The sequence below is a fragment of the Pseudomonas alliivorans genome (assembly GCF_017826695.1).
Classification (GTDB): Bacteria; Pseudomonadota; Gammaproteobacteria; order Pseudomonadales; family Pseudomonadaceae; genus Aquipseudomonas; species Aquipseudomonas alliivorans.
Genome location: NZ_JAFFZW010000011.1, coordinates 73,359 through 89,755 on the forward strand (window position 1 = coordinate 73,359; position 16,397 = coordinate 89,755).

Annotated in this window: 15 protein-coding genes and 1 riboswitch; of the genes, 11 read left to right on the forward strand and 4 right to left on the reverse strand. The window is 60.8% G+C overall.

Annotated features, from left to right (window positions below):
- Positions 1-70 precede the first annotated feature (70 nt).
- Entirely contained in the window at positions 71-793 is a 723-nt protein-coding gene (locus JTJ32_RS22900) for an oligogalacturonate-specific porin KdgM family protein (RefSeq protein WP_210043392.1), read from the forward strand.
- 203 nt (positions 794-996) lie between these two features.
- Here the strand turns inward: JTJ32_RS22900 and JTJ32_RS22905 are convergent, their stop codons facing one another.
- A complete protein-coding gene (locus JTJ32_RS22905) occupies positions 997-1,731 on the reverse strand; it encodes a FadR/GntR family transcriptional regulator (protein WP_099226609.1) in 735 nt (244 codons plus the stop codon).
- Between the two features lie 108 nt (positions 1,732-1,839).
- Here JTJ32_RS22905 and JTJ32_RS22910 point away from each other — a divergent pair, with 108 nt between their 5' ends.
- The 5 genes from JTJ32_RS22910 to JTJ32_RS22930 all read left to right on the forward strand — a co-directional run bounded on the left by JTJ32_RS22910 (position 1,840) and on the right by JTJ32_RS22930 (position 7,856).
- On the forward strand, positions 1,840-2,556 hold the full coding sequence (locus JTJ32_RS22910) for a FadR/GntR family transcriptional regulator (RefSeq protein WP_099226608.1): 717 nt from the start codon (positions 1,840-1,842) through the stop codon (positions 2,554-2,556).
- 18 nt (positions 2,557-2,574) lie between these two features.
- Positions 2,575-2,771: riboswitch (cobalamin riboswitch) on the forward strand.
- A 133-nt stretch (positions 2,772-2,904) separates the two neighbouring features.
- Positions 2,905-3,918 carry an ABC transporter substrate-binding protein gene (locus JTJ32_RS22915; RefSeq protein WP_210043393.1) on the forward strand — a complete coding sequence of 338 codons (1,014 nt, stop codon included), beginning with the start codon at positions 2,905-2,907 and terminating at the stop codon, positions 3,916-3,918.
- Positions 3,915-4,943: a FecCD family ABC transporter permease gene (locus tag JTJ32_RS22920; protein WP_210043394.1), complete on the forward strand. Its 1,029-nt coding sequence runs from the start codon at positions 3,915-3,917 to the stop codon at positions 4,941-4,943. Before JTJ32_RS22915 ends, JTJ32_RS22920 begins: the two co-directional genes overlap by 4 nt.
- Entirely contained in the window at positions 4,940-5,731 is a 792-nt protein-coding gene (locus JTJ32_RS22925; protein WP_184323013.1) for an ABC transporter ATP-binding protein, read from the forward strand. Before JTJ32_RS22920 ends, JTJ32_RS22925 begins: the two co-directional genes overlap by 4 nt.
- A gap of 118 nt (positions 5,732-5,849) precedes the next feature.
- The gene (locus tag JTJ32_RS22930) at positions 5,850-7,856 is read left to right on the forward strand and encodes a peptidase U32 family protein (RefSeq protein WP_210043395.1); all 2,007 of its coding nucleotides are present in this window, start codon (positions 5,850-5,852) and stop codon (positions 7,854-7,856) included.
- A gap of 27 nt (positions 7,857-7,883) precedes the next feature.
- Here the strand turns inward: JTJ32_RS22930 and JTJ32_RS22935 are convergent, their stop codons facing one another.
- A complete protein-coding gene (locus JTJ32_RS22935) occupies positions 7,884-8,408 on the reverse strand; it encodes a GNAT family N-acetyltransferase (RefSeq protein ID WP_210043467.1) in 525 nt (174 codons plus the stop codon).
- A 564-nt stretch (positions 8,409-8,972) separates the two neighbouring features.
- Here JTJ32_RS22935 and nirB point away from each other — a divergent pair.
- The 4 genes from nirB (at position 8,973) to JTJ32_RS22955 (ending at position 14,573) form a co-directional block, all read left to right on the forward strand.
- The gene (gene nirB, locus JTJ32_RS22940; protein WP_210043396.1) at positions 8,973-11,534 is read left to right on the forward strand and encodes a nitrite reductase large subunit NirB; all 2,562 of its coding nucleotides are present in this window, start codon (positions 8,973-8,975) and stop codon (positions 11,532-11,534) included.
- Positions 11,534-11,917, forward strand: a complete 384-nt coding sequence (nirD, locus tag JTJ32_RS22945) for a nitrite reductase small subunit NirD (protein ID WP_099226603.1) — start codon at positions 11,534-11,536, stop codon at positions 11,915-11,917. Before nirB ends, nirD begins: the two co-directional genes overlap by 1 nt.
- A 217-nt stretch (positions 11,918-12,134) precedes the next feature.
- Entirely contained in the window at positions 12,135-14,111 is a 1,977-nt protein-coding gene (locus JTJ32_RS22950) for a DNA topoisomerase III (protein WP_210043397.1), read from the forward strand.
- A gap of 63 nt (positions 14,112-14,174) precedes the next feature.
- The gene (locus JTJ32_RS22955) at positions 14,175-14,573 is read left to right on the forward strand and encodes a RidA family protein (RefSeq protein WP_099226601.1); all 399 of its coding nucleotides are present in this window, start codon (positions 14,175-14,177) and stop codon (positions 14,571-14,573) included.
- A gap of 9 nt (positions 14,574-14,582) precedes the next feature.
- On the opposite strand, the gene surE is transcribed toward JTJ32_RS22955, so the two are convergent.
- Both surE and JTJ32_RS22965 read right to left on the reverse strand, forming a co-directional pair.
- Positions 14,583-15,356, reverse strand: coding sequence for a 5'/3'-nucleotidase SurE (gene surE, locus JTJ32_RS22960; RefSeq protein WP_210043399.1), 774 nt, complete (start codon positions 15,354-15,356; stop codon positions 14,583-14,585).
- A gap of 110 nt (positions 15,357-15,466) precedes the next feature.
- Positions 15,467-15,778, reverse strand: coding sequence for a DUF6482 family protein (locus JTJ32_RS22965; protein WP_099226599.1), 312 nt, complete (start codon positions 15,776-15,778; stop codon positions 15,467-15,469).
- 202 nt (positions 15,779-15,980) lie between these two features.
- Here JTJ32_RS22965 and JTJ32_RS22970 point away from each other — a divergent pair, with 202 nt between their 5' ends.
- Positions 15,981-16,352 carry a PH domain-containing protein gene (locus tag JTJ32_RS22970; protein WP_099226598.1) on the forward strand — a complete coding sequence of 124 codons (372 nt, stop codon included), beginning with the start codon at positions 15,981-15,983 and terminating at the stop codon, positions 16,350-16,352.
- Positions 16,353-16,397 lie beyond the last annotated feature (45 nt).

Below are 16,397 nucleotides of genomic sequence, written 5' to 3' on the forward strand. Positions count from 1 at the left end.
CGGCCATCGGATCCGGCTGCCTGCGATTTGCCCAAGACACCTTTTTTCTCACTCGAACAAGAATAAAAAAATGAAAAAATCAACCGCATTGCTTTCTCTGGCCGCCCTGTTTCCAAGCGCATGGACCCATGCCGACAGCGCCTACATCAACTACCGCCACCAATACGCAGAAAGTACCCGCATGCACGCCGACCGGGTCAAGTTCGGCACGCGCCTGGACAGCGGCTGGGGCTTTGAGGGCGAACTGAAATACAAGACGGCGGGTGATCGTCAGGACGTTGCCTTCGACAACACCGTGGGCAACGGCCACGAGCTGACGGTCAGCTATCAGCACAAGCTCAATGACAAATGGCTGCTGACCCCTTCCCTTGCGCTGGAAAGCATCGAGCGCTCCACGGCTTACAAGATGGGGTTGAAGGTCGGCTACAAGGTGACCGACCAACTGACGCTGTCGGGTCGCTATCGCTATGACTCGATCAAGCTCGACCGGGACAAGATCAACAAGGACATGCCCGACAATCAGATGAACGATCAGTCGATCAACCGCTACGACGTCTGGGTCAACTACGCCACCAAAGGCCCCTGGTCATACGAGTACCAGTTCACCTATTTCGACGCCGACTATATCCGCTACGACAATGACAAGACCGACTACGAACAGAACGCCGCCTTCAAATACAAATGGGACAAGAACTGGGTGCCGTTTTTCGAAGTGGGCGACATCAAGGTCAACGCCGAGGACGACAAGCGCCAACTGAGGTTGCGGGTGGGGGTGCAGTACAACTTTCTTTGAGGGTTGAAGCGCAAAAGGGGCCGCAACGATGACATCCCGTTGAACGCATGACCCGTGGGAGGCGGCGTGCTGGCGATGACGTCAGCTCAGTCACTGAAAAGTCGCATCAGAAAATGCATCGCCGGCAAGCCGCCTCCCACAGCTCGTTGATTGCGACAGGATTTGTACAAACAGCAGAACGGACGCTCAGCATCCCTTCGATGTCAGTCGCTGTAGAGCGCCTGGGTCCTGCGCAGGCGCATGCGGCTGCCGTTGAGGTGCAGGTACATGGCAGAGCGGGCGGCGTCGACATTGCCTTCGGCGATGGCGTTGTAAATCTGTCGGTGTTCGGCATTGATGCCGGCCAGATAGGCATGTCGGTCGCTCTGGCCGGTGTAGGCGGAGTTCATGCGCGTGCGGGGAATCAGCTTGGTGCCGAGGTGTTTCATGATATCGATCAGGTAGGCATTGCCCGACGCCTTGGCAATCTTGAGGTGAAACTGAAAGTCGGCATTGATGGTCGTTCCGGACTTCTGCGGGCCTTCCAGCAGCGCGTCGAAGGCCCGTTTGAGCTCCAGCAATGCTTCAGGACTGCGTCGTTGGGCGGCCAGACCTGCCGCTTCGACCTCAAGGCTCAGACGAAACTCCAGCAGGTTCAGCACGTCCGCCACCGTGACGATGGTGGCAGGCCCGACGGAAAAACCCTCCGGCGGCGGCATATCAAGCACAAAGGTTCCGACCCCATGACGCGTTTCCACCAGCCCCGCAGCCTGCATCCGCGACAACGCATCGCGCACCACCGTGCGGCTGACGCCCTCGGCTTCCATGATATGAAGCTCCGAAGGCAACTTTTCGCCACGCTGAAGCACACCGTCACGCATGCGCTGGGCAAAGCGGTCGACCAGGGTTTCAGCCAGGCGGCGATGATTCTTTTGCGAGGAAAGCGCGTTGTCCGACATTGCAGCCTCATGTCTATCGAATACCCGAGTATAGGCTGCGATCCCCGCACAAAACACGCCCTGAGTGAGGTTATACTCAGCGCCCCGATACGGACCTGATCACCCGCCATGGAACCTACCGCATCCCCGAAAGGCCGCCGTTCCAGCCTGACCCAGCAATTGGTCGCCGAATTCGCCCGCAAAATTCGCGAAGGCGAGATCCAGAGCGGCGAAAAGCTGCCCACCGAGCAGGTGATCATTCGGGAAACCGGGGTCAGCCGTACCGTTGTCCGTGAAGCCATGTCACGCCTGCAGGCCGAAGGACTGGTCGAAACCCGGCATGGCATCGGCACCTTCGTCGTCGATGCCTCCCAGGCCAGGGCCGATCAATCGGACGAGCTGTCCATCGGCACGCCCGGCGACGCCGTGGCAATCATTGAACTGCGACTGAGCCTGGAGCCCGAAGCTGCCGCGCTGGCTGCACAACGTCGCACGCCTGAACAATTGAGCGCCATTCGTCAGGCCCTCGACGAGTTGCACCGCTGCGTCCGGACCGGCCAGGACACCCTGCAGGCCGATTACGAATTCCATCGGCGCATTTCCCTGTGCACCGCCAACAGTTTCTTCACCGATGTGATGAACCAGTTGGGCAGCAGCATCCTGCCGCGCGCGCGCAGTGGTTTCGGCAACATCACGTCGTTGCAGATGGAAGACGATCCTCATATTCAGCAACGCGAGCAGGAACAGATCTTCGATGCCCTCGCCCATCAGGATCGCGACGCCGCCCGGGCCGCCATGCGCCTGCATCTGATCAACAGCCTGCAACGCCTGCGTGCAAAGCCGTAGCGAGCCCATCCCTTATCGTTTACCATGCCGCCCGTCGGTTTCCGAGAGGAACTAACAGGGAATTCGCCCGCCTCGCGCCACGAGCCGAAACGAAACTGCCCCCGCAACTGTAGGCATCGAGCCAGCTCCACCACTGCCACTGGGTGATACCCGGGAAGGCCGGAGCCAGGCAATGACATGCCAGTCAGGAGACCTGCCGACCTTAATCAATCACTAACCGGCGGGGTGTCCGGGAAGGACATCCGCGCATGGCCTTATTGCGCCAATTGCTGCTGTTTCCGGCAGATCGGGATGTGTTTTCCTGCTGTGCGTGCGCCCTGACACACGTTCGAATCGAGGTCGCATTCCATGTCTCTGCCCCGCCTTGTCGCACTCGCTGCCAGCCTGGCCCTTTCAAGCCTGGCGCTTGCCGCACCGACCCACTATCCGCTGACTATTGAAAACTGCGGCTACTCGCTGACCTTCGCTCATGCGCCAGCCAAGGCCGTGACCATTGGACAATCGGGCACCGAGATGTTGTACGAATTGGGCCTGGGCGACAGGCTGGCCGGTACATCCCTGTGGTTCAACGATGTACTGCCGCGTTTCAAGGAACAGAACGACAAGGTCGAGCGTCTGGCCAACAACGAACCCAGCTTTGAGGCCGTGATTGGCAAACGTCCCGAACTGGTTGCCGTGCAACTGGAATGGATGGTCGGCAAGCAAGGTGCAGTCGGCACGCGGGAGCAGTTCCACGAACTGAAGATCCCGACCTACCTGATGCCGTCCGACTGCGAAGGCAAAGACAATCTGGTCGGCGCAGACGGCACGCGTCTCGAAGCGTTCCGCATCGAGACCATCTACAAGAGCATCGAGCAACTGGCGCAGATCTTTGATGTGCAGGATCGTGGCGACAAGCTGGTCGCCGACCTCAAGGCCCGCCTGAGCGCTGCGGTGGCCAACGTCCAGCAGAACCATGCCAAGGATGTGTCGGCGGTGTTCTGGTTCTCAAGCTCCGATCTGAAAGCCGATCCTTTCGTCGCGGGCCGCAAGGGTATTCCGGACTTCATGCTCAATAATCTGGGAATGCGCAACATCGTCCAGTCTGATGAAGAGTGGCCGACCGTAGGCTGGGAAACCATCGCCAAGGCCAACCCGAGCATTCTGGTGATCGCCCGCATGGATCGCCGCCGCTTCCCGGCCGACGACTACCACAAGAAAATCGAATTCCTCAAGTCTGACCCGGTGACCCGCAACATGGACGCTGTGAAGCACGACCGCATCGTGATCATCGACGCAGAAGGCATGCAGGCCAGCCTGCGTCTGTTCACCGGCATCGAAGAGCTGTCCGCTGCCGCCAACCGCTTCAACGCCACTCCATGAGATTGCCTGTCGCACTCGGCCATGTGATCTGGGTCTCGGCGGTGCTGGTGCTGGTGCTGGCAATCATCGTCGGCGCCGCGATTGGTGAAACCTCGATCAGTCTGCAGGTGGTGTTTCAGGTACTGGCCAACAAACTGTGGGCGGCGGGCTATGTGCTTGATCCCATCGATGAAGGCATCGTCTGGAATTACCGCCTGACCCGCGCCATCGTCGCCGCTGCCTGCGGTTCGGGGCTGGCTATTTGTGGCGTGGTGCTGCAGTCGCTGTTGCGCAACCCGCTGGCCGATCCTTATCTGCTGGGCATTTCAGCCGGCGCCTCGACCGGCGCAGTCATGGTGGCGATTCTGGGTTTCGGTGCCGGGGTCATTTCCATGTCGGCAGGCGCTTTCGTCGGCGCGCTGGTGGCGTTCTCTCTGGTCGCTCTGCTCGCCCATTCATCGAGGGGCAACACGGCCGCCGGGCAAATCATTCTGGCGGGTATTGCCGGCTCGCAACTGTTCAACGCGCTGACCTCGTTCCTGATCACCAAGTCGGCCAGCTCCGAACAGGCACGCGGCATCATGTTCTGGTTGCTGGGCAATCTGAGTGGCGTACGCTGGCCCTCGGTGTGGATGGCTGTGCCCGCAGCGCTGTTCGGTCTGCTGGTGTGCCTCTGGCATCGTCGCGCGCTGGATGCGTTCACCTTTGGCAGCGACTCCGCTGCTTCACTCGGCATCGCCGTGCGACGGGTGCAGATCGTGTTGATCGCCACTGCGGCGCTGGTGACAGCGGTGATGGTCTCGATTGTGGGCTCCATCGGTTTTGTCGGTCTGGTTATTCCGCATGCGGTAAGAATGCTCACCGGCGTACGCCATGCCCGGCTGGTGCCGCTGAGCGCCTTGAGCGGTGCACTGTTCCTGATCGCGGCCGACATTCTTTCGCGCACGCTGATCAAAGGCCAGGCGCTGCCGATCGGGGTGATCACCGCCCTGATCGGCGCACCTGTGTTTGCGTTGATCCTCATTCAGGGGAACAGGACACGATGAGCGCCTTCAGTCCCGATGTCGCTACCTCGGTGCTCGGTTGCACAGGACTGGGCTATTCGGTTCGCGGCGCGACCCTGCTGCGCGATGTGGACCTGAGCATTGCCCAGGGCGAGACACTGGGTATTGTGGGTCCGAATGGCTCTGGCAAATCGACGCTGCTCAAATTGCTGTCCGGCATCCACGAGCCGTCCAGCGGTCAGGTAACCATCGGCGAACGTCCTCTGTCGAGCCTGAACCGGCGCGACATCGCCCGGGCGCTGGCGGTGGTCGAGCAACAGGCCGAAACAAGTGACGCGATCACTGTACTGGATGCGGTGGAACTGGGCCGCACACCCTGGCTGTCGGCGCTGGCGCCCTGGAGTGACAACGATGACCGGATCGTTCGTCAGGCGCTGGTGGACGTGGACATGCTGTCCTTTATCAAGCGCGCCTGGCATACCTTGTCAGGCGGCGAACGGCAACGGGTGCATATCGCCCGGGCGCTGGCACAGAGGCCGGGAATCCTGTTGCTGGACGAGCCGACCAATCACCTGGATATCCAGCATCAGTTGACCATTCTCGGTCTGGTCAAGGCGTTGCCGGTCACCACGGTGATCGCCCTGCATGATTTGAATCAGGCATTGGACTGTGACCGGGTGGCTGTAATGGAAAAAGGCCGCATGGTCGCACTGGGTGCACCCGCCGAGGTGCTGACGCCCGAGCGGCTGCTGGACACCTTCGGTGTGATCGGCCGCTGGCTGACCGACCCGTTCGATGGCTCACGGATTCTGCGTCTGCGCTCGCCCTGAAGCACCCGCCTCAACCCCACCGACAGTCAGTAAATGCCGCCTTAGCGATCAGCGCAGGTGCGCAGCGCGGCCCATGGCACTACAATGCGCGCTTTGCCCGCCGTCGGATGCCGTAGCCATGTCCCTACCCAAACACCATCTGGAATTGCTCAGCCCCGCACGGGACACGAGCATCGCCCGTGAAGCCATCCTGCATGGCGCCGACGCGGTGTACATTGGCGGGCCAAGCTTCGGCGCACGACACAACGCCTGCAACGAGGTCAGCGATATCGCCGAACTGGTGAAATTCGCCCATCGCTACCACGCGCGCATCTTCACCACCATCAACACCATCCTGCATGACGACGAGCTGGAACCGGCCCGCACGCTGATCCACCAGCTCTACGATGCAGGCGTGGATGCGCTGATCGTGCAGGACCTCGGCGTTCTGGACATGGACATTCCGCCCATCGAGCTGCATGCCAGCACCCAGACCGACATCCGTACTCTGGGCCGGGCGAAGTTTCTCGATCAGGCAGGTTTCTCGCAGCTGGTACTGGCTCGTGAGCTGAACCTGCAGGAAATCCGCGAGATCGCCGACGAAACCGACGCGGCCATCGAGTTCTTCATTCACGGCGCGTTGTGCGTGGCGTTCTCCGGGCAGTGCAACATCTCCCACGCACAGAACGGCCGCAGCGCCAACCGTGGCGACTGCTCCCAGGCCTGCCGTCTGCCCTACACCCTCAAGGATGATCAGGGTCGCGTCGTGGCCTTCGAAAAGCACCTGCTGTCGATGAAAGACAACAACCAGAGCGCCAACCTGCGCGCGCTGGTTGAAGCGGGCGTGCGCTCGTTCAAGATCGAAGGCCGTTACAAGGATGCGGGCTACGTCAAGAACATCACCGCGTACTACCGCCAGCGTCTGGACGACATTCTGGAAGACCGCCCGGATCTGGCGCGTGCCTCCAGCGGCCGTACCGCGCACTTCTTCGTGCCTGACCCGGAAAAGACCTTCAACCGCGGCAGCACCGATTACTTCGTCAGCGACCGCAAGATCGACATTGGTGCGTTCGACACGCCGACCTTCACCGGCCTGCTGGTCGGCAGCGTGGAGAAACTGGGCAAGCGCGACCTGATCGCGGTCACTCACGAGCCGCTGTCCAACGGCGACGGGCTGAACGTGCTGATCAAACGTGAAGTGGTGGGTTTCCGCGCCAACGTCGCGGAACTCAAAGGTGAATTCGAGGAAGACGGTGAGAAACGCTGGCGCTATCGCGTCGAGCCCAACGAAATGCCGGCCGCCCTCTCCCGTCTGCGTCCGAATCATCCGCTGAGCCGTAATCTGGACCATAACTGGCAACAGGCCCTGTTGAAGACCTCGGCCGAACGCCGGATCGGCATTCAGTGGCAGGTCGAATTGCGCGAAGAGCGCCTGAACCTGACCGCGACCAGCGAAGAGGGCGTCAGCGTCACGACCCATCTGGACGGTCCGTTTGGCGCGGCGAACAAGCCGGAACAGGCGCTGGACCAGTTGCGCGATCTGCTGTCCCAATTGGGCACCACGATCTATCACGCCCAGGACATCAGGCTGGACGCACCCCAGGCATTCTTCGTGCCCAACTCCCAGCTCAAGACCCTGCGCCGCGACACCATCGAAGCGCTCACCGAAGCGCGCGTCAAGGCGCATCCACAGGGCGGACGCAAGGCTGAAACCACGCCACCTCCGGTTTACCCTGAGTCGCACCTGTCGTTTCTGGCCAACGTCTATAACCAGAAAGCGCGTGATTTCTACCACCGCCATGGTGTGCAACTGATCGATGCGGCTTATGAAGCGCACGAAGAAACCGGCGAAGTGCCGGTCATGATCACCAAGCACTGCCTGCGTTTCTCGTTCAACCTGTGCCCGAAACAGGCCAAGGGCGTGACCGGCGTGCGCACCAAGGTCGCACCGATGCAACTGATTCAGGGTGACGAAGTGCTGACCCTGAAGTTCGACTGCAAGCCATGTGAAATGCACGTGGTGGGCAAGATGAAAGGCCACATCCTGGACCTGCCGCTGCCGGGCAGTGCTGCGGCCAAGGCAGTCGTCGGCCATATCACGCCTGAAGACCTGATGAAAACCGCACGCCAGCGCGCTCCGCGCTGACGTCAATCACGTCCTGAGGGCAGGCGCTTACTTGCCCTCTGAACTCCGGTGCCGCCTGTCAGGCACGCACTCCATATGCGTGGTTTTCCACACCGGATCGGTTTCTACGTCTGTCACGGCGAAACCCTGTTTTTCCCAGAAGCGGATCGCGCCGGGCAAAAATGGATGGGTGTGCAGGTACAACACCTCTATCCCGCTGGCTTCGGCGTGCGCCCACAGCGCCTCACACAAGCGACTGGCCAGCCCGTCCCCTCGGAACTGAGGCATGACGTAAAGGCGCACGATCTCCACCGTGTCGCGACCGGTATAGTCCAGTTGTGGGAAGCGATGATCGAATGGCAGATAGCCGACAGCAGCAATGATCTTCCCGTCGTGACGTGCAGTCAGGAATTTGCCTCTGCTGCCGTTCAGGTAAACCTGTTCGAAAGCTGCCAGGTCGGCAGGGAACACGGTGCCATCGAGCATGGGGAAAACCTCGGCCCGTGCACGCATGGCGAAGTCGATGGTTTCAGGGATTTCGGCGCGGGTGACTTCCTGGATAGTAAAGGTCATGGCAACGGATCTTGTGAATGAAGGCGCAGGGTAATACAAATGCTGCGCCAGCTTCAGGGGAGCGGCGGACATGCAGACCTCTTGATCGCGTCTTTTGGGTAAAGATCGTGCCCATCGCTCCGCGTGGGAATGGATCCAGCAACGCTCTACATCCCCCCCGACCATCCTCCTCCATGCACACCTTTACAGCGCAACCCGCCCGCTGCGCACCATTGCAATGCAGCCTGCCAAGCCACCCTGACACACGCTCCGGATCCCTGCTGTCGCGCCAGACACCCGGAAACACGAGGCTCGGGGTCACTCATCAACGATCGACGCCAAGCTGGCACAACCCCTGCATTATTCCAGACAACCCCGCCTTCAATGTGGTCGGGCCGCCCCGGTTGATCGACGCAGATCGCCAGTCTCACAGAGACCACAGGGCTATCAGGTGCATCCGGCAACGTGGCTCGATCCGCACCTTTGAACACCCATAAGAGAACAGGCAAAGGCGCCTGGAACCGAAAGGTTCCGGGCGCTTTTTTTTGCTTCAAAAAACCTGATTGGCCTCGGCCGGGATTAGCCATGAACACCACAGTCTTCCCCCACAACGATGTAAAAACCCTGATCGTCGTCGGCAATGGCATGGTCGGTCATCATTGCGTCGAGCAGTTGATCGCAGGCGGCGCGCTTGAGCGCTATCGCATTCATGTGTTCGGTGAAGAGGCGCAGCGTGCCTACGACCGCGTGCACCTGTCCGAGTACTTCACCGGACGCGATGCCGAGTCACTGGCCATGAGCGAAATGGCGCTTTACCAACAGGCTGGCCTGACCCTGCACTTGGGCGTGCCGGTGCTGGAAATCGACCGCGACCGCCACGAAATCATCACCGCTGAAGGCTGCTTCAGCTACGACAAGCTGGTTCTGGCGACCGGCTCTTACCCGTTCGTACCGCCCATCGAAGGCGCGCAGGGCAATTCGAAGCTGGTGTACCGCACGCTGGAAGACCTGGACAGCATCCGTTACGCGGCCTCGAAAGCCCGTCGTGGCGTGGTGGTCGGTGGCGGCCTGCTGGGGCTGGAAGCCGCAAACGCCCTGAAATCCCTGGGCCTTGAAGCCCATGTCGTGGAGTTCGCACCACGCCTGATGCCCGTCCAGCTCGACGAACCGGGCGGCGCTGCCTTGAAGGCCCGGATCGAAGCGCTCGGCGTGGGTGTTCACCTGTCACGTGCCACTCAGTCGATCAGCGACGGCAAGCAGTACCGCTACCGCATGAACTTCGCCAATGACGAATTTCTCGAAACCGACCTGATCGTATTCTCCGCCGGTATTCGCCCGCAGGATGCCCTCGCCCGCCAGTGCGAACTCGAACTCGGCCCTCGTGGCGGCATCGCGATTGACGAACACTGCCGCACCAGCGATGAAGACATCTATGCCATCGGCGAATGCGCAGCCTGGAACGGCAGCGTGTTCGGTCTGGTCGCACCCGGCTATCAGATGGCCCGTGGCGTCGCGGCGCAGTTATGCAACAAGGACACCGAACCGTTCTTCGGTGCCGACATGTCCACCAAACTCAAGTTGCTGGGCGTGGACGTCGGCTCGATCGGCGACGCCCACGGCGCGCTGGCGGGCGCAGTCAGCTATCGCTACATCGACGAAGCCACCGCCAGTTATCGCCGTTTGGTGGTGTCGGCTGATGGCAAGCAGGTACTGGGCGCGGTGCTGGTCGGCGACAACAGTTATTACGACACCCTGCTGCAATACGCGCAGAACGGCATCACTCTGCCCGCCGATCCGTCGAGCCTGATCCTGCCACACAGCGAAGGCGCGCCGACGCTGGGTGCCGACGCCCTGCCCGCCACAGCGACGATCTGCTCATGCCACAACGTCAGCAAGGGTTCGATCTGCTCGGCCATCGACAATGGCTGCACCGACCTTGCCGGCATCAAGGCCTGCACCAAGGCAGCGACCGGCTGCGGTGGCTGTACGGCGCTGCTCAAGCAAGTGTTCGAACACGAACTGATTGCCCGTGGTGTCGCCGTCGACAAAAGCCTCTGCGAACATTTCGCCTACACCCGTCAGGAGCTGTATTCGATGGTGCGCGTCGAAGGGATCGAATCCTTCGAAGAGCTGTTGAGCCGTCATGGCAAAGGCGCTCATGGCTGCGACATCTGCAAGCCTGCGGTCGGCTCGATTCTCGCCTCGTGCTGGAACCGGCCGATTACCGAGCCCTCACTGGTGCCACTGCAGGACACCAATGACACGTTCATGGCCAACATGCAGAAGAACGGCACCTACTCGGTGGTGCCACGCATTCCAGGCGGCGAAATCACGCCCGACGGCCTGATCGCCATCGGCGCGGTGGCCAAGAAGTATGACCTATACACCAAGATTACCGGCGGCCAGCGTATTGACCTGTTCGGCGCGCAACTGCATGAGCTGCCGGACATCTGGAGCGAATTGATCGAAGCCGGTTTCGAAACCGGTCACGCGTACGGCAAGTCCACCCGCACGGTGAAATCGTGTATCGGCAGCACCTGGTGCCGCTATGGCGTTCAGGACAGCGTCGCCATGGCACTGCGCATCGAGGATCGCTACAAGGGTCTGCGCTCACCGCACAAGCTCAAGTTCGCGGTCTCCGGCTGCACCCGTGAATGCGCCGAGGCGCAGAGCAAGGACGTCGGCGTGATTGCCACCGAGAACGGCTGGAACCTGTACCTGTGCGGCAACGGCGGCATGCGCCCACGTCACGCAGAACTGTTCGCCACCGATCTGGATGACGAAACCCTGATCCGCTACATCGACCGGTTCCTGATGCTCTACATCCGCACCGCCGACAAGCTGCAGCGCACATCGGTGTGGCGCGAATCGCTGGAAGGCGGGCTGGACTACCTGAAGTCCGTGATCCTCGACGACAGCCTCGGGCTGGCGGCGGAACTCGAGTCGCAAATGCAACTGGTGGTTGACCGCTATGAATGCGAATGGGCCAACGCCTTGAAGGATCCGGAAAAACTCAAGCGCTTCCGCACCTTTGTCAACGACGGCCGTGGCGACCCGGACGTGCATTTCGTCAAGGAACGCGCTCAGCGTCGTCCTGCAAAACCTGAAGAACTCACGCTGATCCCATTGTTCAAGGAGGTGGTCTGATGAACTCGCCCGATACAGCCTTCCCAGAAAACACTCATTCCGCGCTGCACTTGCACTGGCACGCCCTGTGCGGTCGGCAGGATCTGGTCGCCAACTCAGGTGTGGTGGCCTGGCTCGACGGTACGCAGGTAGCGCTGTTCTATGTGCCGGATACGGCGGACGGCGAGAAGCTCTATGCCATCGACAACCGCGACCCCAAGTCTGGAGCCAACGTGATCGGGCGCGGGCTGATTGGCCAGATCGCCGGAGACCTGGTGATCGCCTCGCCACTCTACAAACAGCACTTCCGCCTGCATGACGGCTCCTGCCTGGAGTATCCGGAGCAGCGACTGGAGGTCTGGCCGGTGCGGTTGAATGGTGATCAGGTAGAGATTGCGGTTTAGCGGCGGGGATCGTTGGCAGACAGGACCACGCTTTACTCCAGATCCGTCGCCGGGACGCGGGCATGCAGCTCAGGGCGCGCTACGCGCCCTGCTGCTGATCAGACGTCTATGACCTCTCAGGGTATTTATCTGTATATCCATACAGATAAAACTTGCCCATCGCCGATTCGACGTTCATCCTTGCAGCCTTCACCACCGGTAATCGAAGACGGTAGTCATGCGGCTGTTCCTTTGCGAAAAACCCTCTCAGGCCAAAGACATCGCGGCCGTGCTCGGCGCAACGCGGCGTGGGGACGGCTGCTGGGTGGGTGCCAATGCCACGGTGACCTGGTGCATTGGCCATTTGCTGGAAACGGCACCGCCGGATGCCTACGATGCCCGTTACAAGCGCTGGGTGCTGGAAGACCTGCCCATCGTGCCGCAGCAATGGAAGATGCTGGTCAAGCCCAGAACCGCCAGCCAGTTCAAAGCGGTCAAACGTCTGTTGGGCGAAGCAAAAGAACTGGTGATTGCCACGGATGCCGACCGCGAGGGCGAAATGATCGCCCGGGAGCTGGTCGAACATTGCCGTTATCGCGGGCCGATCCAGCGCCTGTGGCTGTCCGCTCTGGACGACGCCTCGATCCGCAAGGCGCTGGCCACGCTCAAGCCCGGTGCTGATACTTTCAGCCTGTACCATTCGGCATTGGGCCGCTCCCGCGCCGACTGGCTGATCGGCATGAACATGAGCCGCCTGTTCACCCTCCTGGGCAGACAGTCGGGCTATCAGGGCGTGCTGCCGGTCGGACGTGTACAGACCCCGACTCTCAGACTGGTCGTGGACCGCGACCGCAGCATTGCCAATTTTGTCCCTGTGCCTTACTGGGCCATCGATGTGAAGCTGCTCCATGAGCATCAGGCGTTCATCGCCCAATGGCGGGCACCGTCGGACGCTTGTGATGATCAGGACCGTTGCCTGAATCAGCCGCTGGCCCAACAGGCAGCAGAGGATATTCGCGGGGCGGGCAGCGCCCGACTGGTCAAGCTGCGCACCGAGCGGATTCGTGAAGCGGCGCCCCTGCCCTTCGATCTCGGCACGCTTCAGGAAATCTGCTCGAAGAAGCTGGGCCTCGGCGCACAGGAAACCCTTGACATCGCCCAGTCCCTGTACGAAACCCACAAGGTCATCACCTACCCGCGCAGCGATTGCGGCTACCTGCCCAACAGCCAGCATGGCGAAGCGGCGAGCATCATTGCGGCGCTGGGCAAAGCCGATCCGGCGCTTGGCGAGCTGATGCCGCACCTTGATGCGCAACGCCGCTCACGGGCATGGAACGATGCAAAGGTCAGCGCCCACCACGGCATCATCCCCACCGCCGCGGCCCGAGGCATCGAGCGTCTGACCGGCAAACCGAAAGCAGTCTACACGCTGATCAGAGCCCGCTATCTGGCGCAGTTTCTGCCCAACCACGAATACGATCGCACCCAGGCCGACTTCGACTGCGCGGGACACGCCTTGCGCGCCGTCGGCAAACAGATCGTCGAACCGGGCTGGAAACGTGCCATGCCCGAGGCACTGACCCCGCCAAAAGGTCGCGAAGCCCCTGCGCCGCAGCCACTGCCCAGGTTGATCCAGGGCTGCGAGTGCGCCGTTGCCGATATCATGCTCAAGGACCTTTGGACCCAGCCGCCCAAACCGTTCACCGAGGGCGATCTGATCAAGGCGATGAAAAACGTCGCGAAACTGGTGGAAGATCCGCTGCTCAAGCAGAAACTCAAGGACACCACCGGGATCGGCACCGAGGCGACGCGGGCCGGCATCATTCAGGGCCTGCTGGACCGCGGGTATCTGACCAAACAGGGCAAGGCGCTATGCGCCACACCGGCGGCATTCGGCCTGATCGACGCCGTCCCGCGCGCCATCGCCGACCCCGGCACCACCGCTATCTGGGAACAGGCGCTGGACATGGTCCAGAGCGGCGAGATGAGCCTTGAAGAGTTCGTTACCCGGCAGGCCGCCTGGATGAGCAAGCACGTGAGCCGATGCGTCGGCATGCGCATGTCCATCAGCGGGCCTGCGAGCCCGGCAGGCGTAAAGCCGCCGTGGAAGAAAAAACGCAAGGCCAGCCCGCGCAAGGCCGCAGGCGCCGAGAAAGCAACCGGCACGGCGGCGAAAAAACCGCGCCGCGCCGCGAAACCTGCCAGCAAGGCGTAAGACCCTCAGGCAGGTATTCGCTGCAAAGAATCAATTCAAAACTGCATAACCAGGTGTAGCCACATGTCAGACCGCGAAATCATTGTCCCTCCCACCATGGAACTGATCATGGACCGCGCCGGCTATGCGCCTGCGGTCAGGGTCGGCCATACGCTTTACTGCTCGGGGCAGGTCGGGCGCACACGCGATATGGAAGTGATCCTGAACCCTGAAGCGCAATTCATCGCCTGCTGGGAAAACCTGCGCACGGTACTGGCCGAGGCTGGCTGCACATTCGATGACATCGTTGACATGACGACCTATCACGTGTCGATGAGCGAGCACATGCCGGTCTTTCGCGACGTCAAGAACCGCCTGTTTCCACGCGGACAATGCGCCTGGACCTGCATAGGCGTTGCCGAACTGGCGCACCCCGGCCTGCTGCTGGAGATCAAATGTATCGCCGTGATACGCCAATCCTGAATGGATGCCTCAGCTCGCGGAACGCGTTTTCAACTGTTCCAGCATCGCCGTGTCGGTACGTTCGAAACGCAGCGGTGTAACGGAAATACCGCCATTCATGACCACATGGGTTTCGCTGCCGGGCGCGTCCGCCAGATCGTGTCGATGGATGCTCAGCCAGAAATAGTCGCGCTCACGCATATCGGTGCGTGAAGTGACTTCCAGCGCATCGATGCGACCGGCACCCTGGGTGGTGAACTGCATCGGGCCGGCTTCCGCCGCGGGAACATCCGGGAAATTGATGTTCAGGCAAGCGCCCTGCTCCCACCCCAGCCCCCAGACCTTGCGAATCACATCAGGCGCCAGTTGCCGTGCCGTATCCCAGCGCACCGAGTCACGGCGCGTCAGGGCCTGACTCAAGGCAATCGAAGGCACGCCCAGTAACAGCCCGGCCATGGCTGCGCCGACCGTACCGGAAAACACCGTTTCAACGCCCAGGTTCGCGCCTTTGTTGATGCCGGACAGGATCAACGTGGGCGGCTGGCTCATCAACTGTTGCAAGGCCATGGCGACACAGTCTGCGGGCGTACCCGAAACCGAAAACTTATGCTCGCCACGCGTGGTCAGGCGCAATGGATGGTGAATGCTCAACGCGTGCGAGATGCCGCTCTGGTCATGATCAGGGGCGACGATCCAGACTTCGTCAGCCAGTTCGCGGGCCACTTCTTCAAGTGCCAGCAAACCCGGGGCATCGATGCCATCGTCGTTGGTGATCAGGATTCGGGGTAATTTCTGGAAAGACATGACGGCTCCTGAGTAGTGAACTGCCCTCAAAACCTCAACAGGCAGTATCGACCGACCGCTCTGACGTGCAGAGCGGTGTTCCATTCATTCGGACAGATGAACGCTGTATATCAAAGGCTGGAGCGCAACGGAATCTCATGCCGGGACGATTCGACCTGCACGTCGTCCAGGCCGACCATTTCGTCGTGAGCCACGCCCTGGCTCAGAAACAGCTGTACGTCCGGTACCGACGACAGCACCTTACGTGCTTCCTCGACCGAAGCCAGATGCAACGGCTTGCCGTGTGAATCCTGAACCGGCACTGACTTGCCTTCCACCAGTGCGTGAAGCACGTAGGAGCCGCCTTCCATCGACACCAGATTGAGTTCACTGATCTTGCCAGCCTTGATGTCGCTGGACAGGTCTTGAATGTTCAAAATCACACCTCCGTAGGCGTTCCGGGAATCAGAGCGTCACAGAAATTGAGCCTGAACAGGCGTTAACGTTCCATTGCCGTCAAGTCAGACTGGAGCAATGCTCCTGGTCGGGCGACTGACCAGAAAAGTGGCCAGATGCTACTCTGCACGCGGCAATGCCCGGCATAGACGCGCTCCGCTTCCTTCGTCAACGGTTCAAGGACAGAAAATGATCGACTTCAACAACAAAGGTTTTTTCAAACTCAAACAGAATGACGAGTACGCAGACCGCGTGAAGGATCTGCTGCTGGACGGCGAAACAGTCATCGATTCCTACAAGTCCATGCGCGACGGCGTCGTCTTTACCACCAAACGCATCATCTCGGTCAACGTTCAGGGGCTGACAGGCAGTAAGAAAGACTTCACGTCTCTGCCCTACAAGAACATCGTGGCCTGGTCGGTGGAAACCTCGGGGACGTTCGACCTGGACTCGGAACTGGAAATCTATTACTCGGCGATCGGCAAGGTGAAGTTCGAATTCACAGGCAAGACGTCAGTGGTCCAGATCTCAAGGTACATCGCCCAGCACCTGCTTGGCTGACTGAACGGACTCCCGTCGGTGTTCGCACAACCGGCGGAAGTCACC